A 17,472-nucleotide genomic window follows, 5' to 3' on the forward strand; every position below is an offset into this window, starting at 1 on the left:
ATATGTCGAACCTAACGAGGACGGAAGGTAATACGACCACGAGTGAGGTCATAAGGTGAAAGTTCTACAGTAACGGTGTCTCCTGGCAGTACGCGAATACGGAATTTACGCATTTTGCCGGAAATGTGTGCGAGACATTCATGACCGTTTTCGAGACGAACAAGAAACATTGCGTTCGGCAAAGCTTCCATTACTTCACCATTAACTTGAATAGCTTCTTCTTTTGCCATCTGCGATCTCCTTTATTCTGGGTTAACGCCGAGAGCGCATAACACAATAACCCCCCTGCAAAACAGGGGGGTTAAATATTGGTAGCGGGGGCAGGATTTGAACCTACGGCCTTCGGGTTATGAGCCCGACGAGCTACCGAGCTGCTCCACCCCGCGTCATAGCTTGTTTACGATGCGGTTCTTGCTCTGAAAGCAATTCCCTCTCGAGGTGGACATAACTATACGTCACGCTGACAACTGTCAACATGTTTTTTTAGAAAAAATACCTGAGCTAACCAGCTCCATGCACATAAAACAGATAACAACCTAAAATATATAGTTATATCATAACTCTTGTTTCTATTAAAAAACGTATAGTTATATAGTCACTCATCACTTACATTATGCACAACTCAGCGTTAAGTACGGTGCCGTTCAAAGTAATCTTTGCATAGCCCCCCGCTGATAGCATACCTGTGTTAATCACAAGTGTTTTGCCAATAGAGTCTACAGAGCGCGCCTCATGAATGTGCCCGCACAGTACAAGCTGTGGTTGCGTCTTCTCGATAAACGCACGAGTTGCCTTACTCCCCACATGTACACCGTTTCCAAGATCATCACAGGCTGTATTAAATGGTGGATCGTGAACCACAACCACAGTGGCACCATACGGCAATGCCTTAGCATATGTTTCATCCAGCCACTTCCCAAGAGTCTCATCCGGCGTCTCTGAGGGCGTATTAAATGGCGTGATACCCGAAGTTCCCACGCCCATAATTACTACTTCAGGAGTCAACTCTGTAACGGAACGATGAATATTACATCCTTGTTCCTCTAGAAACTCCGTTACTTCCGGCTTATCCATATTCCCGATTTGCGCGTAGATTACGGGATTAATGGCAGCCACAGCCTCAATAACACGGCGTGCAGCAGGGATGCCTTTTGCCATAGTTAAATCACCGCTGATAATAACGCCACGGGCCTTTGCAAGTTCAGGAATGTCTTTAAGGCGTGCAATTTCATCATGAATATCACCAATACAAATCCAAAAATCGCTCATAAACAACTCCGTAACACTCATAATTTATATCTAGTATTCCCTTCACGCATAGTTGACTTAAAAAAGATCATTTGCAACCGTTGAAAGGTATTTTTATTTTTACGTAAATTTTGAGCACATCAAATTTATTGAAAAGACGACTCACACATGCTACGCAACATTGAAGACAAACTCACATTAGCGCCTCTTTTTTAAATTTTCTTCAGGAGAAACCTGTGAAAAAAGCTGAATTACGCAAAAAGCTTCTTGCTCAGCGTAAAAATCTTGATGAGATTTTTGTACAGGAGGCATCCATCCGTGCACAACGGCATTTACTGACTGATGATGCATGGAAAAAAGCACAGCAAGTCATCATATATTCCCCTATCCGCAACGAAGTACGCACCGATCTACTTCTTAACTCCCTCTGGGACTCCGGCAGAACTCTCCTTCTCCCCCGATGTGATGAGAAAGTAGGCCAAATGTCACTTGTACAATGTGATGGTGCACACGAGCTGGAAGAAGGCACCTACGGAATCCTCGAACCACGCAGTCATTGCACAGTTGTTGACTACGACGCTCCTGACTTTACACCTTCTCTTGTCATCGTTCCCGGAGTCGGGTTTGATTTTTGCGGAAACCGGCTTGGCTTCGGAGGCGGATACTATGACCGAATGTTGCATAAACCGGCTTTTAATCATGCAACCTTTGTAGGATTGGCTTATTCTTTTCAAATAGTCCCCGTCCTTGACGCTGACCCATGGGATCAAGCCATGCATGCATTATGCACTGAGGAGGCTTTACAATGGCTTTAAACGGAATTGAATTTGCGTTCCCCGGAGTCTCACATGTGCGATGTTTTTTTCAAAACCGTCTTGGCGGAGAAAGCACTGGCGCGTTCATGAGCAGTAATATCTCTTTGGATGTGGGGGATAATCCCAAACATGTTGTATACAACCGTATACGCCTGCAAAAAGAACTGGGAATCCAGTCATGGTGTGAATTGAAGCAGGTGCATGACGATACGCTTGTATTTGACCCGCCGGAAACTCCCGTCGGAGAAGCTTCAACACTTAAAGCAGATGGCAGCGCAACTGACAGAATTTCCAAAGCACTTGTCATTAAGACAGCAGACTGTCAGCCAATTCTCCTTACACATAAGAGCGGCAAATACATTGCAGCGCTCCATGTAGGATGGCGTGGAAACCGTATCGCATTTCCCGTTTCCGGAGTACGCAATTTTTGCGAAAAGTATGGCATTTCACCTGTCGATATTTTGGCAGTCCGTGGCCCGAGTCTGGGACCGTCTGAAGCTCAGTTTATTAACTTTGATAATGAATGGGGTGTCGAGTGGGTAGACTGGTTCTGCAAAGAAACCAGCACAATGAATCTGTGGCAGCTCACCAGACACCAGCTTCACCTTGCAGGAATCCCACAAGACCAGATTTTCAGCCTTGACCTTTGCACCAAAACGCTTGAAGACGAATTTTATTCATATCGCAGAGACAAAGTTACCGGCAGACAGGCTGCCCTTATCTGGATTGAGCAGGACTTGTAACAGGAACGTTCAGTGCGCATTGTACTAATAGACAACAACGACAGCTTCACCCGAAACTTGGAACATCTTCTGGTTATGGCAACCACCTTTGCACCAGACATAATTCCGTACGGCGAAAACGGAGCTGCATTGTTAACGTACCCGTTTGAACAGTCTGATCTGATTGTTATTTCCCCCGGCCCCGGCCATCCTGCCGAATACAATGCGTACAACGGTGTATTTGAAAGCGAAAAGCCAGTACTTGGAATTTGTATGGGAATGCAGATTATCAACAACTACTTCGGCGGTACAACTGACCGGCTTCCCGACTGCGTGCATGGCAAAACAGACCTTCTGGAAATAAACGGAGAACTTCGCACAGTTGCCCGTTACCACTCTTTATATCTTTCTTCCATTGGAGAAAATTTGAGAGTAACGTCTTCATTGTCAGGAACAAATGTTCCTATGATAATTGAACATCAAACCCGCCCTGTCATGGGGCTTCAGTTCCACCCTGAATCGTTTTTAACGGAACAGGGTGAGTGGTACATCCACCATGCAATGCGCTTTTTCGGTCTATCTTGAGGCAGGTAAAGTGCAGCGACAAAAACTTGCTGCACTATTTAACGGATTCGCAACGCTCTTCGACGCAGATATGTTCTTGTCAGGACTTTCCGAAGAAGACACCCCTCTTCGCCGATCTGCAAACACGTGCATAATCGGCATTGATCCAGTCTCTGAACTCATAGTTCAACAAGAAACAACACGAGAGGATATCAAGTCCTTCTGTTTTGGTTCCGGCAACGAATCTCTCGGGTATCTTTCCTACACATACGGCTTAAAAGAACGCGGCATAGAATCTGATAAAAAGAATGAACTGCCTCTGGGGCACTTCCGCCAATATGCAATACTCATCACCGTAAATCTTTCCACAGGACTTCTCGAATGTTCCGCTCTGGAAACTGCGGACACCCGCAAGCTCCAACGCTTAAAAGATTTATGCACTACACCGCCCCACGGCCCAGTCCTCCTTCCGGCAAGCGCCACATTTTCTCCCCCGACACCGTCCATGAATCGGAAAGAGTATATTAACGGCGTAAAAACAGTTCTTGAGCACATTCGTAGCGGTGACACCTATCAACTTTGTCTGTCATCTTCATTTTCCATGACCGTACCAGACAACTTCAGCACCTCCGTCATCAATTCCACTGACGGGAAAAAAGAGTGTGACGCTGTCGGGCTGTTTATGCATTTATGGCAGAACTATCCTGCTGCATACTATGCGTGGTTCACTACTGAGGACGTAAAAATCATCTCCACCTCACCGGAATGCTTTCTGCGTGTTAACGACGGAATAATCACCTCCGAACCGATTAAGGGTACAATTGCCTTTAACAAATTTTCAGAACAGCTGCTCACAGATCTGCGCGAATCGCCAAAAGAGAGTGCAGAACTTTCCATGATTGTCGATCTGATCCGCAACGATATTTCTGCGCATTGTGAATATAGTTCTGTCACTGTTGAACGTCATAAAGACATTTTCATTGTAGACGACATGTTACAAATGTACTCAGTAGTGCGCGGCACTCTAAAAAAAGAATCAACATGCCTTGATCTTCTTTTCGATGCATTTCCCGGCGGCTCCATAACAGGGTGTCCGAAGCTGCGTACCATGAAAATTATCGAGAAATTAGAACCTCATAGCCGTGATCTGTTCTGCGGGAGCTTTCTCCATATTGAAAATACGACAACAATGAACTCAAGTATTGCAATTCGCACTGGATGGTTTACACATGACTCTAATGGAATACAAAAGTTCCGGTATTTTTCAGGGAGTGGGCTGGTGATTGATTCAGTTCCGGAGCTAGAATTTGAAGAAACTGTCGCAAAAGCTGAAAAGTTTCGAAAGGTATTATCGACATGACCTACTACAAAGCTGGTACATACTATAATGACGGAGTAACGCTAAATATAGCGGCTCCGTCTTTTCGTTTTGGAGCAGGGGTCTTTGAGACCATCCTTTTTAACGGAAAAAACTTGTGCTTTTTCAACCAACATCTGGACCGGATGGAAAGCTCACTCGAGAAACTTGGTTTTGTTGTTCCTCAGCTGGACTATGCAGAAATTGCCATGAATGTCGTGGATCGTTGCGGACTCAGTAACCAGTTTGCCCGTGTTAACATTTTTGCGCTCATTGATGAAAACGACATGGTCGATCCTATCATTGCTGCCGCTCCATACACGCCACAGCCCGACAAGCGGTACCGCGTATGCACTGTCACAGACGGAGTCCAACACCCTCTCCTGAGCCACAAGACGATGAATTATATGTACAACTGGCTACAGCGCCGTTCAGCCATTCAAAAAGGCTATGATGACGCAGTGTTGCTTTCACGCGACAACCTCATAACTGAAACCACAACAGCCGCACTTCTTTTCGGGGACGGTGAACGTTTCTGTCTACCCGGCGGTAAAATGCGGCTTCCTTCCATTGCACTTGAAGCTGCGCGATCTATTCTGCCTATCTACGAATGCTCTGTCCGCTCATACTCCGTTGGAAACTTTCGCTACGCCTACATGCTTAATTCGCTTATTGGCATGCGTCCTGTCACAGCCATCAACGGCACCATGTTTATGCCTGATGAACACGGCTGCAAAGCCGTTACTGAAAGAATCTGCGGATGCTAGTCGGCTATTATTAATTTTATTTCTTTTTTTTAGGAAAAGAGCAAATTTACAGCTATCATCATAATATTACAGCAAATTAAAACATAATATTTGTCATTTCTTATACATGAAACCGTTATACTATTTGCTGCTCTACTCAATAAACGCTACAGTTAGTTACTGCACACAACGTCTTCCGCTGGCGGTTTTACCGCTTGTTGTGGGCAAATGACATCTTGGCGACATGCCACTATGTCTAGACGCTCCTGCCAGAAATGGCTGAGAGTCTCCTCACACAAGGATGCAGAAATTCTAGCTAGATTCTGCATCCTTGTCTTGCTCCCCCTACCCCTCATCAACAGCAGTCTTTGTCAGAATCTTCCATTTGCTGTATTGCGCCAACCCGCGTATGCTGAAATATGACTTCTTGACTTTATACAAAGTCCTATTACACATCTAAGCAAACTAATTTGTCATAAAATTGATGGAGAAATATATATATGAGTAACACAGAACACCGCTGCGGTTGGGTCGCCATGATGGGACCTCCTAATGCGGGTAAATCCACTATGCTTAACGCATACTTAGGGCAGAAAGTAGCTATAGTTACCCCTAAGCCACAAACTACCCGAAATCAGGTCAGCGGTATCCTGTCCAGCCCAGATTCCCAGGTTATCTTCATGGATACTCCTGGTATTCACCAGCTTCGTGGTAAAATGAACAAAATTTTACTGCAGACTGCATGGCACACCCTAAGTGGTGCGGATGTAGTTATGGTTGTTCTGGATGGTTCCCTGTACGTTGACCGTCCTGGCGCATTCGATAAAGATATCGAACCGTTGAAAGAAGCGATTCTTAACGAAAAACGTGCTGTGGTAGTTGCTGTCAACAAAGTGGACAAGTTCCGCGACAAAGCTAAGATGCTCCCGCTTCTTGAAAAGCTGAGCGCTCTTTGGCCTAACGCGGAAGTGTTTCCGGTTTCTGCTATGCGTAGAGACGGTCTTGACCCTATGCTTGAGTACATCAAGAAACACCTTCCTGTTTCTGATAAACTCTACCCAGAAGATCAGCTTTCTACTGTACCGGTACGCTTTATGGCTGCTGAAGTTGTACGAGAAAAGCTTTTCATGGAACTGCGTCAGGAGCTTCCGTACAACTGCGCTGTTGAAATTGAAAAATGGGATGACACTGGCGAACGTGTATTCGTAAACGCGGTTATCTACGTTTCCCGCAAGAGCCATAAATCTATGGTTATCGGCAAGCAGGGTCAAAACCTCAAAAAGGTTGGCACTGAAGCTCGTAAAGAACTTCAGGAAATGCTGCGCCAGAAAGTTCACCTTGAACTGTGGGTTAAAGTACGTGAAGGATGGACTGAAGACGTTGGCTTTATGCGTCTCCTTGGTCTTTCATCTTCCTAGCTGCTTCATTCAGCGAACACAGGCGGCTTTTGCCGCCTTTTTTATTAGAGTGTCAAAACCCCGTACTTACTTGTACCGGTGAGGGGTAATAACCGCCGGAAAAATGGATAGAGAACTATGAATGAATGTCATGTTGACGGCGCTGCAATTATTGCCCGTTATGATGCTGTCGTTGAAAAAGTAGCGGAAGCGGCCCGTAACTCAGGACGCAACCCAAAAGACGTAAAGCTTATTGCCGTATCTAAACGCCATCCTGCCGAAGCAATAAAAATCCTAAATAAACATGGACAGTTAGACTTCGGTGAAAACTATGTTCAAGAAGCACTTTCCAAGCAGGAAGAGCTGGCAGAACTTACCGTGAACTGGCACTTCATCGGCCACTTGCAATCTAAAAAAGCGAAAGATGTCGCAGGAAGGTTTACCCTTATTCACTCCATCGACAGATTAGCCTTGGCACAAAAACTGCAAAACCGCATGCAGATGCTTCCCGTTTCCGGTTTGGACGGTGAAAGAAAAGTTCAGGACATTCTGCTTCAGGTTAACATTGGTGATGAAGCACAAAAATCCGGTGTTGATAAAGACGGATTGTTTGAACTTGCTGAACAGGTTGCAGCATTCCCGCAACTGCGTATCTGCGGATTAATGGGAATGCCACCGGCATCTTGTGTTGCAGAGGAGGCTCGTCCTTTCTTCAGCAATTTGCGCATACTGCGCGATGAACTTGTGACCCGTATTGGTATTCCAATGGAACACCTCTCAATGGGAATGACACAGGATTACGTGCAGGCAATTGAAGAAGGCGCCACATTTGTACGTATAGGAACAGAAATTTTCGGCCCGCGTCCTTACTAACACGCGAAAAAAGAGCATTCTATGGATTTGGCAACAGTTCTCGGGATTGTAATTTCCTTCGGTCTGGTACTTTCTGCTATCATGATGGGTGGCAGTCTTCTTATCTTTGTGTCCGTGCCGTCATTACTCATTGTTCTTGGCGGGACTATTGGTGCAACTCTTGTAAACTATCCGCTTAAAAGCGTTGTTTCAGTAATGAGTGTTTTCAAAAAAACGCTCTTTGCTCAGGACTTGTCCCAGCAGGAAACCATTGATCAGTTTAAGGACTATGCTGACCGGGCACGTAGAGAGGGAATCCTTTCTCTTGAACCGATCATCAGCGGCATTGATGATCCGTACCTTAAAAAGGGTCTGCAGTTGACTGTTGACGGTCTGGAGCCACAGGCTATTCAGGAAATTCTGGAATCTGAAATTGCCAATACAGAAGCCCGCCATAGCGACGGGCAGGATATTCTTAAATCATTCGGTGAATACGCACCGGCACTGGGTATGATCGGTACCGTTATCGGTCTTGTTCAGATGCTGCAGACCATGAGCGACCCAAGCTCCATCGGCCCTGCTATGGCGGTTGCGCTTATCACTACCTTTTACGGTGCATGTCTTGCTAACCTTGTGTTTATTCCTATGGCAGGCAAGCTTAAGTCCCGTAGTAACTCAGAAATTCGAATTAAAGAAATGCAGCTCGAAGGCGTCCTTGCTATTTCACGTGGTGAAAACCCGCGTATTATTCAAGAAAAGCTTTCTTGTTTTCAGGCAATTAGTGACCGTAGTGATGCTGCGTAGCATCTCCCATACTTCATGGTAACGGGAGTACGTAATGGCTAAGCGTAAAAAAAAACAAGAAGAAGGCGGCGGCTCTTCCTGGCTCATCACATTTTCAGACATGATGACCCTCATGCTTACCTTCTTTGTATTACTTGTAAGTATGGCGGTCACGGATGAGAGACGCAAGCTGATCGTACTCACTTCCGTTACCGGTGCGTTTGGTGAAGGTAGTGGTAACCTGAACCCTGCCACACAGAAAGAATCTCAACGCATTGTTGACCCTGGTCCCATGGAAATGAAAACGGATGATCTTTCTCCTTTGAAAGACCTTCTATGGGAAGATGATAATGAGGACTTGAACTTTCAGGAAAACCAGTTTGTTCAAATTTTCTCCATCAGTGAAGATGTTCTTTTTCAACCGGGGACAACACAATTAAGCAGTAGAGGTATCGTACTACTAAACCGCATTCTACCTTGGATGCTGCGAATTAAGCACCCGCTGCTTCTTGCCGGACATACATCCGCCTTGCGCGATGAAGCCGGTAAAGACTATGAAGTGTCCTTTACGCGTGATGCAGAACTTTCACCAACATGGAATCTCTCATTTACACGTGTTATGAGCGTCTACAGCTACCTTAAACAACGTGGAATCCCTACAGAACACATGATGGTAGAGGCTTTTGCCAATTATCATCCACGCTGGAGTGACAACACACCAAAAGGTAGAAAGAAAAACAGACGTGTAGATATTGTGTTGGACAAACGCAATATGCAATGGATCGAAAAGCTGGAAGAACTCACCCGTGAAGCGCCTAAAAAGCAAAAGCAATTTGAGTTTAAAGACTTCAAATTTGACCTCAGCGTAAGCGACGGAAACGACAAACTCTCCAGCGCATCAGATTCAACGCAGGACGGAGTATAAGGAATGGCACGTAAAAAAAAGCAAGAAGAACCAGAAGGCGTCCCCGCATGGCTGGTGACCTTTTCTGACCTTGTGACACTGTTACTTACATTCTTCGTACTCATCCTCAGTATGTCTTCAATGGATAAGACCCTGCTTGTGCAGATGAACCCGTTTGAACGCGGTCTGGGAGTTATCAACTACCACGGCTCCGGACGAGTACCACAACGCATCAAACTTATTCTGGAACTTGTTTCCGATCCAAAATCTGCCTTTGAGCAGAGAGATAGAATTAAGGACTTGTTATTTCCGGAGGACGTTCTACCGCCGGATATTGATATGAGCACGCTGGATCGTAACTTACGCATCCTGCAAAAGCCGGAAGGTCTTGCAATTGCCCTGACAAACGATCTTGTTTTTAAACCGGGCAGTTACCAGCTGACACCTTCTGCAAAAAAACTGCTCTCACAAGTGGTGCTGATGCTGCAATACACATCAGCAGATACGAACATTTCCGGTCACGCAGATAATACAGGCCGCAATATTGCTGCCAACTATCCGCTTTCCGGAAAAAGGGCGATGGCTGTACTTGAATACTTTTTGGCACAGGGGCTAAAACCGGAACGCTTTTCCATAAGCGGATACGGCGCTGACAAGCCCCTAGAGTCCAACGCAACAGAGTACGGACGAGCACAAAATAGACGAGTAGAAATTCTGATTAAAACAACCCAGCGTCTTGGACGCTATCTATAAGAGATTGCTGCAAGAAACTGCAAAGGAGCTGTATCGTGATTGAAGAAGGAAAAGAAACAAAGAAAAAAAGCGGAAAGATGAAATGGATCATCATGCTTTTGATCCTTCTGCTTCTTGGAGGCGGCGGGTACTTCGCGTACACAACGTACTTCCAAAAATCTACCGAAACGGCAGAGCCTCAGGATGTCCAGCTTGAAGAAGTTGACCCTTCTGATTCGCAAGTGGTCACCCTGCCAAGTTTCCTTGTAAACCTCTCTGACCCGCTCGGGCGACGCTACATTAAGCTTACTCTTGATGTAGAAGTTGCCAGTCCGGAAGCTGCACAGGTTCTGGAAAGCGCAAGCGCTAAGGTGCGCGATGCAGTCATTCTGCTTCTTTCCAGCAAGTCATACGCAGATCTTGCTTCGCTTGAGAGCAAAATCCTGCTTAAAAATGAACTGGTGACACGTCTCAACCAGATCATTGGCAGCTCTAAAGTTGTACGTGTGTATTTTACAGAACTGGTTATCCAGTAATTTAACTAGCTATTATTCTCTTTCAGATAAGGAAGGTTACTATGTCTGAAGATGTGAACCAGGATTTACTGGCTGAACAGTGGGCTGCAGCTCTTGAAGAGCAGGATGATGACTCAATCGGTGGCGGCACCTCTCAAAATATGAGTCAGAACGAAGCGCTGGCAGAAGAATGGGCAGCAGCTCTTGCCAGTGAAGAACAAGAAATAGTTCAAAAAGAAAAAGAACAGAGCGTACTCTCCAGTAAGGCTCATGAAGCAGAGTTCAAGGATTTGACAGAGGATGCAAAAGCCATCCGTCCAGAATCCGGCAAACACGAACTCGACTTTATTCTCGACATCCCTCTTGATGTTTCCGCAGAACTGGGTCGCACACGCCTGCTCATCAACGAACTGCTTCAGCTTGGTCAAGGCTCCGTTGTTGAACTGAACAAGCTCGCAGGTGAACCTCTTGAAATCTTTGTTAATGGCAAGCTGGTAGCCCGTGGTGAAGCTGTTGTTATCAACGAAAAATTCGGGGTACGCTTGACCGATATCATCAGCCCAATCGAAAGGGTGAAACAACTTGCATAACATTTTAGTGACAGCAGCCCACGCGGCTATCGACTCTTCCGCTGAAATCGTCAACGGAACGTCACCCGCTGTCCCTGAGGTGGTCGGTTGGGGAAGCTATATTCAGGCTATCGGCATTCTGCTACTACTTTTAGGTGGACTATACGGACTGCTCTGGTTTGTTAAGAAAGTCGGTATGAATAAGGGCCTTAGAGGTAAAAAATGTGGCAAACTCACTCTCGATATCGAAGAAAGATTCCATCTTGCGCCTAAAAAGCAACTAGTCGTGGTACGCTTCTTGAATAAAAGGCTATTACTGGGGGTTACAGACCACCAGATAAACCTTTTATCTGAAACGGAAACGGAAGATGACTCTAGCGACTCCTCTGACACAAAAGAATTTAAAAAAATTATGGGCCAGCTCCGCGACACGGATTCTGACTCTTAGTGCTTTCATACTGCTGGTTCCCGCTGTAGCATTTGCTGCGCGGGACCTTGCAGTACCATCCCTCTCGCTGGCATTAGGTGCAGGCCAGTCAGAACCGGAGAACGTCTCCGTTCTGTTAGAAATCCTGTTCCTGCTCACTATTCTGTCACTGGCACCAGCCATCATGCTGACAGTAACCAGCTTCACCCGCATCATCATTGTCTTTTCCTTTTTGCGTCAGGCATTAGGAACACAGCAGCTGCCACCTTCTCAGGTTTTGGCCAGCCTCGCTATTTTTATGACATTCATCATTATGCGCCCTGTCGGCGTTGCAATTAACGACAATGCTCTGCAACCCTACCTTAACGAAGAAATAGGCTTCACACAGGCTCTGGATGTGGCACAACAGCCACTTAGAGAGTTTATGTTTAAGCATACACGCGAAAAAGATCTCTCTTTGTTCTATTCCATCAGCAAAATGGAACGACCAAAAACAAAGGCTGAAGTTCCAACCATGATGCTGGCAGCAGCCTACGTCATCAGTGAACTCAAAACCGGCTTTACTATCGGCTTCCTCATCTATGTACCATTCCTCATAATCGACATGGTCGTCTCGAGTATTCTGCTTGCAATGGGTATGATGATGCTGCCGCCGATGATGGTTTCCATGCCGTTTAAACTGCTTCTTTTCGTTCTGGTAGACGGCTGGAGCCTGCTCACCGGCTCTCTCGTTAACAGCTTCCTATTGTGAGGATATGAAACATGACACCCGAATTCGTTATCGGCTATGCCCGTAAAGCAATCGAGCTCACACTCATGATCTCGCTGCCTATGCTCCTTGTAGGTCTGATTGTCGGTCTGATCGTATCCATCATTCAGGCGGCAACACAGGTGCAGGAGCAAACCCTGACCTTTGTACCGAAAATTATCGCTATCTTCATATCGCTTCTCATAGCATTCCCGTGGATTATGGAAAAAATGACCACCTTTACGCGAGAAGTCTTTATGAATATCCCAACGTATATTCGCTAACACGAGGACATTCAGCCTTCAGGGGATCTGCGGCACTTGCTTTGATATTTTGTGCCTCCGACGGCTTAAGCCCACTTTTGAAAAAAAGCTTCTTACGAATATCTTAAAGTTGTTACTTGTGAACTTAGTCCGCTACGTTCCTAACCTCACGGCTTATGCTCCACTACCGTTTAAAAAATAACAAAAGGCTGTCCCTCATTCGAGAGACAGCCTTTTTATTATTAACATCAATAAAATACATGGGGCAGCATTACGGCCCCGTCAAAAACTAACTAATTAAAACAACTAAAGTACGATACGATGTGAAACCTGCAACTTAGGCAGTGTTGAAACACGCTTATCAAGCGGAAAAACGAGCGGAAAAGGGTTTCGCTTAGGCAAAATTGGAGTTCCCGCACAAAGCCCTTTTGAGTCTGCCAACGCGGATGCACCGATAGGGTCAACGCCTACGACGGCGGACTTATCGCGCATTGACAAAATATTGACCACGGATTGTGCACTGGCATCAATCATGGAACGCAGATATTTTTTGTCTGCTGCGCCAGGCATGGTATGATGGAGAAGCTTAAGAGAACTTTTCCACGGATATGCACCACAGAGTGCAACGCTGCTGCGGAACACTTGCTTACGGATGGCAAACCCGCTTCTGTTTTTATTTGTGGCTGCAAGTAATTCGCAGTCATGATCTGTACAAGAAATCTTAAAAAGTCCGCGGACACTGTTGCTGTTCCAACGTACCATGCGGTCTGCTTGTGCCTCGATGTACACGTGGCCGAGCTTGCCGGAAGTTGGTGCTCCTGACATGAGGCTTGGAACGTAATTGTTATGCGCTACAACATCTGCTGCGAGATGCGAAAGATAGCCATAGGCATATGAACGAAGCTTAGGACTTTGAACATTTTTTAAAAGAGTAAAGCCTGTTTCCCAGTTATGACTATGTCCGGGAACGACAGTGCTTCCTTTTCCAATAAAGATATCCGCAGAGAGTGCGCCGTATTTAAAGGCGTCTTTGTGTAAAGCAATAGTATGCGCGACAGGTGCAGGTAGAAGAGTCAGGTTGGAAAGGAGCCATTCGGCTATTGAAATATGTACCCCCGGTCCCCATGCATATGCTGCATCCGGAAGCAAAACAAAAGCAAAGGCAGCTACCGCCGCCAGTACCAAATATTTTTTCATTGAACCCCATCCCCTCATGTAATGCCCGATGTTTCAGGCTGAGGTCATAGAGTAATGCTATCATCTAAAAAGTCAACACTTCAAAATCTAGAGTCGGTCCATCGCGTCAAAGAGGTTCTCTATAATGGTATTAGAGACCAGCATGCCACGCTTCGTAAGGTTCAGATACCCATTACGAATTTTGACTAAGCCATGCTGATGCAGTGCTGTAATCATAGGCCGGAAATCTTCCATAAAAACTCTTCCGGTGAGCTCTTTGTATGCCGCAAAACGCAACCCACGTGCAGTTCGCAGACGGAGCATAATAAGCTCCTGCATGCGTTCATGCGGTGTCAGAGTCTCAGCATTATCACCAAGCTGCCCTTGTGTGGTCTGCCTTGCGTATCCTGCAAGGTCTTTAGGATTGCTCCAGCGACGACTATTTATTGTCGATACAGCTGAAGGCCCGAGCCCCAAATAGTCAACGCCTTCCCAGTACCCAAGATTATGGCGGCACTGAAAGCCCATACGGGCAAAATTAGAAATCTCGTAGTGGGTGTAGCCTTGAAGTTCCAGAAAGTCTGAGCCGTACAAAAACATTTTTCCCTGATCATCATCAGAAGGTAACTCTAACTTTCCATCATCATACGCAACTTCAAACGGCGTATTCTCTTCAATTGTCAGGCTATAACAAGAAAGATGATCCGGCCCCAACTTCACAATCTCTTTCAGTTCTTCAAGCCAATGCTTGAGTCGTTGGCCCGGTAATCCCCAAATAAAATCTACATTAATATTATTAAACCCGCTCTGACGTGCGAGTTCAATTGCAGCGATCGCCTGTTTTGCTGAATGCGGTCGTCCTAATGTATGCAGCAATTCTCTGTTTAAGCTTTGGATTCCAAGACTCAACCGGTTAATACCGGAACGTCGAACATCCTGAAGAAAGGTGTCACGCGCGGCAGATTCGGGATTTGCCTCCATGCTGATTTCTGCCCCGTTGCTGATGGCAAAACTCTTGGCAAGTCTGTTAAGAACAGCATCAATAGATTTGGAAGGAAGCATGGACGGCGTACCGCCACCAAAAAAGATGGTTTCTACTGCTACATTGCCAAGCCTGTCGCCCCAAAGGGCAATTTCTCGCATCAATGCATCTAGATACACTTGCATAGCGTTCGCATCCGGAACTTGGGAATGGAACGCACAGTACCCGCATTTACTGCGGCAAAAGGGAACATGTAAATATAGCAACATAACGGGTTGAAAGTAGGGGCAGGCACACTATGCGTCAAGGATTCAATTGAACTAAAGAGTAATAAAAAATGCTTTCTGTATTATTGACACGACAACATTTTAATTTTATTGACACGTCAACAATTAATACAATAATGCGCTTTTACTATTAAAGAAACAGAGGGGCTATGAAACGCTTTTCAGAGGAACCGATTCCATTGGGATATGCAGTAGCGATGACTCATCGCATGCAAGCCGCAAAAGCTAAAGAAAAAGTATCCCAATATGGTATAACATTTGGTCAGGTGCCATTTTTAATAGAAATTTTGCACAATAAAGAACCAATGACGCAGGACGCTCTGTCTAAAGCGCTTTTTATTGATCCCGCAGCCACAGCACGCGCTGTGGAACAATTGGAGATTAAGGGTTTTGTTACACGGAAAGTAAACCCTAAGAATCGAAGACAAAAGCTCGTGTCAGCCACAGATAAAGCGAACTGGATAAAAGGTGACCTCCGCTCATCATTACGAGAAACAATGCAAGAAATGCTCGCTCCACTGACCGCGGAAGAGCAAAAAACTCTTACAACGCTACTGTCCAAAGTTTGCGAACATGGCCTGAAGCCATAGCACAGCCGCTACAGACATACTATTCTGACAAAAAATAAAGCAATCTCACCCGCGGCAGCAACCTTTATTGTTGTTGCCGTACGGTGTTAACACCATTTATGATTTCCACTGTAGGTGTGGCATTACCAAATTAAATATTTTTTTATTAGATAGCCTCTCAAACTCATTATAAATAAAAAAATACTTCACCATTACTAGTAGTAGTTACTTCTAATCCCTTGACGAAAACCCTTTTCAGATGATCTTTATTAGTCCGTGTACAATATGGAATGTGGTAACAACTTAAGAACGTTTGTAAGGGTCTTATGTATATTCAGCAGAAAATAAACAAGAAAAGAGTCTCTCTGGCTATTGTTACAGCAATTTTAGTTGCTTTTACAGCGTATGTATCATTAACACCGTCGCAAAGCACACAGACTGCCCAGAACGAAACAAAAAGCACCACTTCTGTCGCTACCTCTAACGCATCACCAAAAGCACTCATTGCTTCAGCGACACACCAGATTCAATCTTCAACCGAACCCGAACCAGATCCACAGCCTGTTGTAAAAGTGTTCAGTGGAAAAATTGGAAAAGGTGAGACAGCCTCCACGCTTTTAAACAAATGGCTCACTAAAGCGGAAGTGTATGAACTTGCATCCACAACAAAGAAAACATTCCGCCTCACAAAAATCCGTCGGGGGCGTCCTTTCAGGGTCACAACCATCGATGGAGACTTCACACAATTTGAATACGAAATCGATAATGATCAATGCCTTTCCGTCACCAAATCAGACGACGGCTTCGTAGCTAAATGCAAGGATATCAAATACGACATCACCACCGAACGTATTCATGGCGTGATTAACTCCAATCTCTACGAAGCAATAGCTAACGCTGGAGAAAAAGCCGCACTGGCCGCACGCATTGGTGACATCTTCGGTTGGGAAATCGACTTTATTCGCGATATTCGTAAAAATGACAATTTCACTGTTGTTGTTGAAAAACGATTCCGCGAAGGAAAATTCCAAGGCTACGGTAAGATACTTGCTGCCCGTTTTGTGAATCAGGGCAATACTCATGAAGGCTACTACATGAAGGATAAAGACGGCTTTACGCAGTACTACACTGCGGAAGGCAAAAACCTGCGCCGCGCATTTTTAAAAGCACCGCTCAAGTTTTCCCGTATCTCTTCAAAATTCAGTAAACACCGCCTGCATCCTGTCCTCAAAACCTACCGCCCGCATAATGGCATTGACTACGCAGCTCCTCGCGGAACCCCTGTTTCTGCGATCGGCAATGGTAAGGTTATTAAAATCGCACGCAGCAAGGCCGCTGGTAAGTATGTAAAAATTCGCCACAGCAATGGGTATGAATCTGGCTACTTACATCTAAGCCGCTTTGCTAAGGGGCTTAGAGTGGGAAAAAAGGTTAAGCAAGGTCAAACTATCGCCTATGTCGGCGCTACAGGGCTTGCAACAGGACCTCACCTGGATTTTCGTATGAAAAAGAACGGCAAATACATCAACCCTGCGAAAGCAATCAACCCGCGTGCACCAAAGGCTACTAAAGCACAGATTGCTATTTTAAAAGAAAAAGTAAAACTACTTGATCCAGTAAAGGATACTGCTCAGACACCTAACCAAGCTGTCGATAACGCAGTGTAACCTCATGGGTATGAACGCTTCTGGCGTGGCTTCGACAAGCCACCGGCAGCTTAAGAACCTTTCATAAAATAAAAATGGTGAAGTTTTTAACTTCACCATTTTTTTTGTTTATAAATCACACGAGTAGATAAACGAACATTGTTTACATT

The 17,472-nt window shown here is 45.4% G+C and carries 21 protein-coding genes and 1 tRNA gene; 17 read left to right on the plus strand and 5 right to left on the minus strand.

Annotation, left to right across the window (positions count from 1 at the left end; translation table 11 throughout):
- Nucleotides 1-11: 11 nt before the first annotated feature.
- The 3 genes from infA to F461_RS0109970 all read right to left on the minus strand — a co-directional run bounded on the left by infA (nucleotide 12) and on the right by F461_RS0109970 (nucleotide 1,269).
- Nucleotides 12-230 carry a translation initiation factor IF-1 gene (gene infA, locus F461_RS0109960; RefSeq protein ID WP_020001012.1) on the minus strand — a complete coding sequence of 73 codons (219 nt, stop codon included), beginning with the start codon at nucleotides 228-230 and terminating at the stop codon, nucleotides 12-14.
- A gap of 79 nt (nucleotides 231-309) precedes the next feature.
- Nucleotides 310-386: transfer RNA gene (locus F461_RS0109965), tRNA-Met, on the minus strand.
- A 220-nt stretch (nucleotides 387-606) separates the two neighbouring features.
- Nucleotides 607-1,269 (minus strand): metallophosphoesterase family protein, encoded by a 663-nt coding sequence (locus F461_RS0109970; RefSeq protein ID WP_020001013.1) that lies wholly within the window; start codon nucleotides 1,267-1,269, stop codon nucleotides 607-609.
- Nucleotides 1,270-1,484: 215 nt separating this feature from the next.
- Here F461_RS0109970 and F461_RS0109975 point away from each other — a divergent pair, with 215 nt between their 5' ends.
- The 15 genes from F461_RS0109975 to fliQ all read left to right on the plus strand — a co-directional run bounded on the left by F461_RS0109975 (nucleotide 1,485) and on the right by fliQ (nucleotide 12,663).
- Nucleotides 1,485-2,063, plus strand: a complete 579-nt coding sequence (locus F461_RS0109975; RefSeq protein WP_020001014.1) for a 5-formyltetrahydrofolate cyclo-ligase — start codon at nucleotides 1,485-1,487, stop codon at nucleotides 2,061-2,063.
- Complete coding sequence (locus F461_RS0109980; RefSeq protein WP_020001015.1) at nucleotides 2,054-2,806, plus strand: purine nucleoside phosphorylase YfiH/LACC1 family protein; 753 nt, start codon at nucleotides 2,054-2,056, stop codon at nucleotides 2,804-2,806. Before F461_RS0109975 ends, F461_RS0109980 begins: the two co-directional genes overlap by 10 nt.
- Before the next feature lie 12 nt (nucleotides 2,807-2,818).
- Nucleotides 2,819-3,370 (plus strand): aminodeoxychorismate/anthranilate synthase component II, encoded by a 552-nt coding sequence (locus tag F461_RS0109985; protein WP_020001016.1) that lies wholly within the window; start codon nucleotides 2,819-2,821, stop codon nucleotides 3,368-3,370.
- Between the two features lie 10 nt (nucleotides 3,371-3,380).
- Entirely contained in the window at nucleotides 3,381-4,709 is a 1,329-nt protein-coding gene (locus F461_RS18685) for a chorismate-binding protein (RefSeq protein WP_020001017.1), read from the plus strand.
- Nucleotides 4,706-5,473 (plus strand): aminotransferase class IV, encoded by a 768-nt coding sequence (locus F461_RS0109995; protein WP_020001018.1) that lies wholly within the window; start codon nucleotides 4,706-4,708, stop codon nucleotides 5,471-5,473. Before F461_RS18685 ends, F461_RS0109995 begins: the two co-directional genes overlap by 4 nt.
- A 479-nt stretch (nucleotides 5,474-5,952) precedes the next feature.
- Nucleotides 5,953-6,870, plus strand: coding sequence for a GTPase Era (gene era, locus F461_RS0110000; RefSeq protein WP_020001019.1), 918 nt, complete (start codon nucleotides 5,953-5,955; stop codon nucleotides 6,868-6,870).
- Between the two features lie 117 nt (nucleotides 6,871-6,987).
- On the plus strand, nucleotides 6,988-7,722 hold the full coding sequence (locus F461_RS0110005; protein ID WP_020001020.1) for a YggS family pyridoxal phosphate-dependent enzyme: 735 nt from the start codon (nucleotides 6,988-6,990) through the stop codon (nucleotides 7,720-7,722).
- A gap of 21 nt (nucleotides 7,723-7,743) precedes the next feature.
- A complete protein-coding gene (locus tag F461_RS0110010; protein ID WP_020001021.1) occupies nucleotides 7,744-8,505 on the plus strand; it encodes a flagellar motor protein in 762 nt (253 codons plus the stop codon).
- 34 nt (nucleotides 8,506-8,539) lie between these two features.
- The gene (locus F461_RS0110015) at nucleotides 8,540-9,409 is read left to right on the plus strand and encodes an OmpA/MotB family protein (RefSeq protein WP_020001022.1); all 870 of its coding nucleotides are present in this window, start codon (nucleotides 8,540-8,542) and stop codon (nucleotides 9,407-9,409) included.
- Between the two features lie 3 nt (nucleotides 9,410-9,412).
- Nucleotides 9,413-10,141, plus strand: coding sequence for an OmpA/MotB family protein (locus F461_RS0110020; RefSeq protein ID WP_020001023.1), 729 nt, complete (start codon nucleotides 9,413-9,415; stop codon nucleotides 10,139-10,141).
- A 35-nt stretch (nucleotides 10,142-10,176) separates the two neighbouring features.
- Complete coding sequence (locus F461_RS0110025) at nucleotides 10,177-10,656, plus strand: flagellar basal body-associated FliL family protein (protein WP_020001024.1); 480 nt, start codon at nucleotides 10,177-10,179, stop codon at nucleotides 10,654-10,656.
- A gap of 41 nt (nucleotides 10,657-10,697) precedes the next feature.
- Nucleotides 10,698-11,225 carry a flagellar motor switch protein FliN gene (gene fliN, locus F461_RS0110030; RefSeq protein WP_020001025.1) on the plus strand — a complete coding sequence of 176 codons (528 nt, stop codon included), beginning with the start codon at nucleotides 10,698-10,700 and terminating at the stop codon, nucleotides 11,223-11,225.
- Nucleotides 11,218-11,652 carry a flagellar biosynthetic protein FliO gene (gene fliO / locus F461_RS18690; RefSeq protein ID WP_020001026.1) on the plus strand — a complete coding sequence of 145 codons (435 nt, stop codon included), beginning with the start codon at nucleotides 11,218-11,220 and terminating at the stop codon, nucleotides 11,650-11,652. Before fliN ends, fliO begins: the two co-directional genes overlap by 8 nt.
- Entirely contained in the window at nucleotides 11,573-12,382 is an 810-nt protein-coding gene (gene fliP / locus F461_RS0110040) for a flagellar type III secretion system pore protein FliP (protein ID WP_020001027.1), read from the plus strand. The genes fliO and fliP overlap by 80 nt, the downstream gene beginning before the upstream one ends.
- 11 nt (nucleotides 12,383-12,393) lie before the next feature.
- A complete protein-coding gene (fliQ, locus tag F461_RS0110045) occupies nucleotides 12,394-12,663 on the plus strand; it encodes a flagellar biosynthesis protein FliQ (protein ID WP_020001028.1) in 270 nt (89 codons plus the stop codon).
- A 285-nt stretch (nucleotides 12,664-12,948) separates the two neighbouring features.
- Here the strand turns inward: fliQ and F461_RS0110050 are convergent, their stop codons facing one another.
- Both F461_RS0110050 and hemW read right to left on the minus strand, forming a co-directional pair.
- Complete coding sequence (locus F461_RS0110050) at nucleotides 12,949-13,839, minus strand: zinc dependent phospholipase C family protein (protein WP_020001029.1); 891 nt, start codon at nucleotides 13,837-13,839, stop codon at nucleotides 12,949-12,951.
- A gap of 87 nt (nucleotides 13,840-13,926) precedes the next feature.
- Nucleotides 13,927-15,069 carry a radical SAM family heme chaperone HemW gene (gene hemW, locus F461_RS0110055; RefSeq protein WP_020001030.1) on the minus strand — a complete coding sequence of 381 codons (1,143 nt, stop codon included), beginning with the start codon at nucleotides 15,067-15,069 and terminating at the stop codon, nucleotides 13,927-13,929.
- A gap of 167 nt (nucleotides 15,070-15,236) precedes the next feature.
- Here hemW and F461_RS17650 point away from each other — a divergent pair, with 167 nt between their 5' ends.
- Nucleotides 15,237-15,677, plus strand: a complete 441-nt coding sequence (locus F461_RS17650; RefSeq protein WP_020001031.1) for a MarR family winged helix-turn-helix transcriptional regulator — start codon at nucleotides 15,237-15,239, stop codon at nucleotides 15,675-15,677.
- 305 nt (nucleotides 15,678-15,982) lie between these two features.
- Nucleotides 15,983-17,323: a M23 family metallopeptidase gene (locus F461_RS17655; protein ID WP_020001032.1), complete on the plus strand. Its 1,341-nt coding sequence runs from the start codon at nucleotides 15,983-15,985 to the stop codon at nucleotides 17,321-17,323.
- The last annotated feature ends 149 nt before the right edge of the window (nucleotides 17,324-17,472 follow it).

The organism is Halodesulfovibrio aestuarii DSM 17919 = ATCC 29578, from assembly GCF_000384815.1.
Classification (GTDB): domain Bacteria; phylum Desulfobacterota; class Desulfovibrionia; order Desulfovibrionales; family Desulfovibrionaceae; genus Halodesulfovibrio; species Halodesulfovibrio aestuarii.

Coding starts and splice junctions, on each gene's coding strand:
- fliQ (WP_020001028.1), top strand. CDS start 12,394: ATGACACCCGAATTCGTTATCGGCTATGCCCGTAAAGCAATCGAGCTC.
- F461_RS17650 (WP_020001031.1), top strand. CDS start 15,237: ATGAAACGCTTTTCAGAGGAACCGATTCCATTGGGATATGCAGTAGCG.
- F461_RS0110050 (WP_020001029.1), bottom strand. CDS start 13,839: ATGAAAAAATATTTGGTACTGGCGGCGGTAGCTGCCTTTGCTTTTGTT.
- fliP (WP_020001027.1), top strand. CDS start 11,573: ATGACTCTAGCGACTCCTCTGACACAAAAGAATTTAAAAAAATTATGG.
- F461_RS0110020 (WP_020001023.1), top strand. CDS start 9,413: ATGGCACGTAAAAAAAAGCAAGAAGAACCAGAAGGCGTCCCCGCATGG.
- infA (WP_020001012.1), bottom strand. CDS start 230: ATGGCAAAAGAAGAAGCTATTCAAGTTAATGGTGAAGTAATGGAAGCT.
- hemW (WP_020001030.1), bottom strand. CDS start 15,069: ATGTTGCTATATTTACATGTTCCCTTTTGCCGCAGTAAATGCGGGTAC.
- F461_RS0110005 (WP_020001020.1), top strand. CDS start 6,988: ATGAATGAATGTCATGTTGACGGCGCTGCAATTATTGCCCGTTATGAT.
- F461_RS0110015 (WP_020001022.1), top strand. CDS start 8,540: ATGGCTAAGCGTAAAAAAAAACAAGAAGAAGGCGGCGGCTCTTCCTGG.
- F461_RS17655 (WP_020001032.1), top strand. CDS start 15,983: ATGTATATTCAGCAGAAAATAAACAAGAAAAGAGTCTCTCTGGCTATT.
- F461_RS0109970 (WP_020001013.1), bottom strand. CDS start 1,269: ATGAGCGATTTTTGGATTTGTATTGGTGATATTCATGATGAAATTGCA.
- fliN (WP_020001025.1), top strand. CDS start 10,698: ATGTCTGAAGATGTGAACCAGGATTTACTGGCTGAACAGTGGGCTGCA.
- era (WP_020001019.1), top strand. CDS start 5,953: ATGAGTAACACAGAACACCGCTGCGGTTGGGTCGCCATGATGGGACCT.
- F461_RS0109980 (WP_020001015.1), top strand. CDS start 2,054: ATGGCTTTAAACGGAATTGAATTTGCGTTCCCCGGAGTCTCACATGTG.
- F461_RS0109995 (WP_020001018.1), top strand. CDS start 4,706: ATGACCTACTACAAAGCTGGTACATACTATAATGACGGAGTAACGCTA.
- F461_RS0110010 (WP_020001021.1), top strand. CDS start 7,744: ATGGATTTGGCAACAGTTCTCGGGATTGTAATTTCCTTCGGTCTGGTA.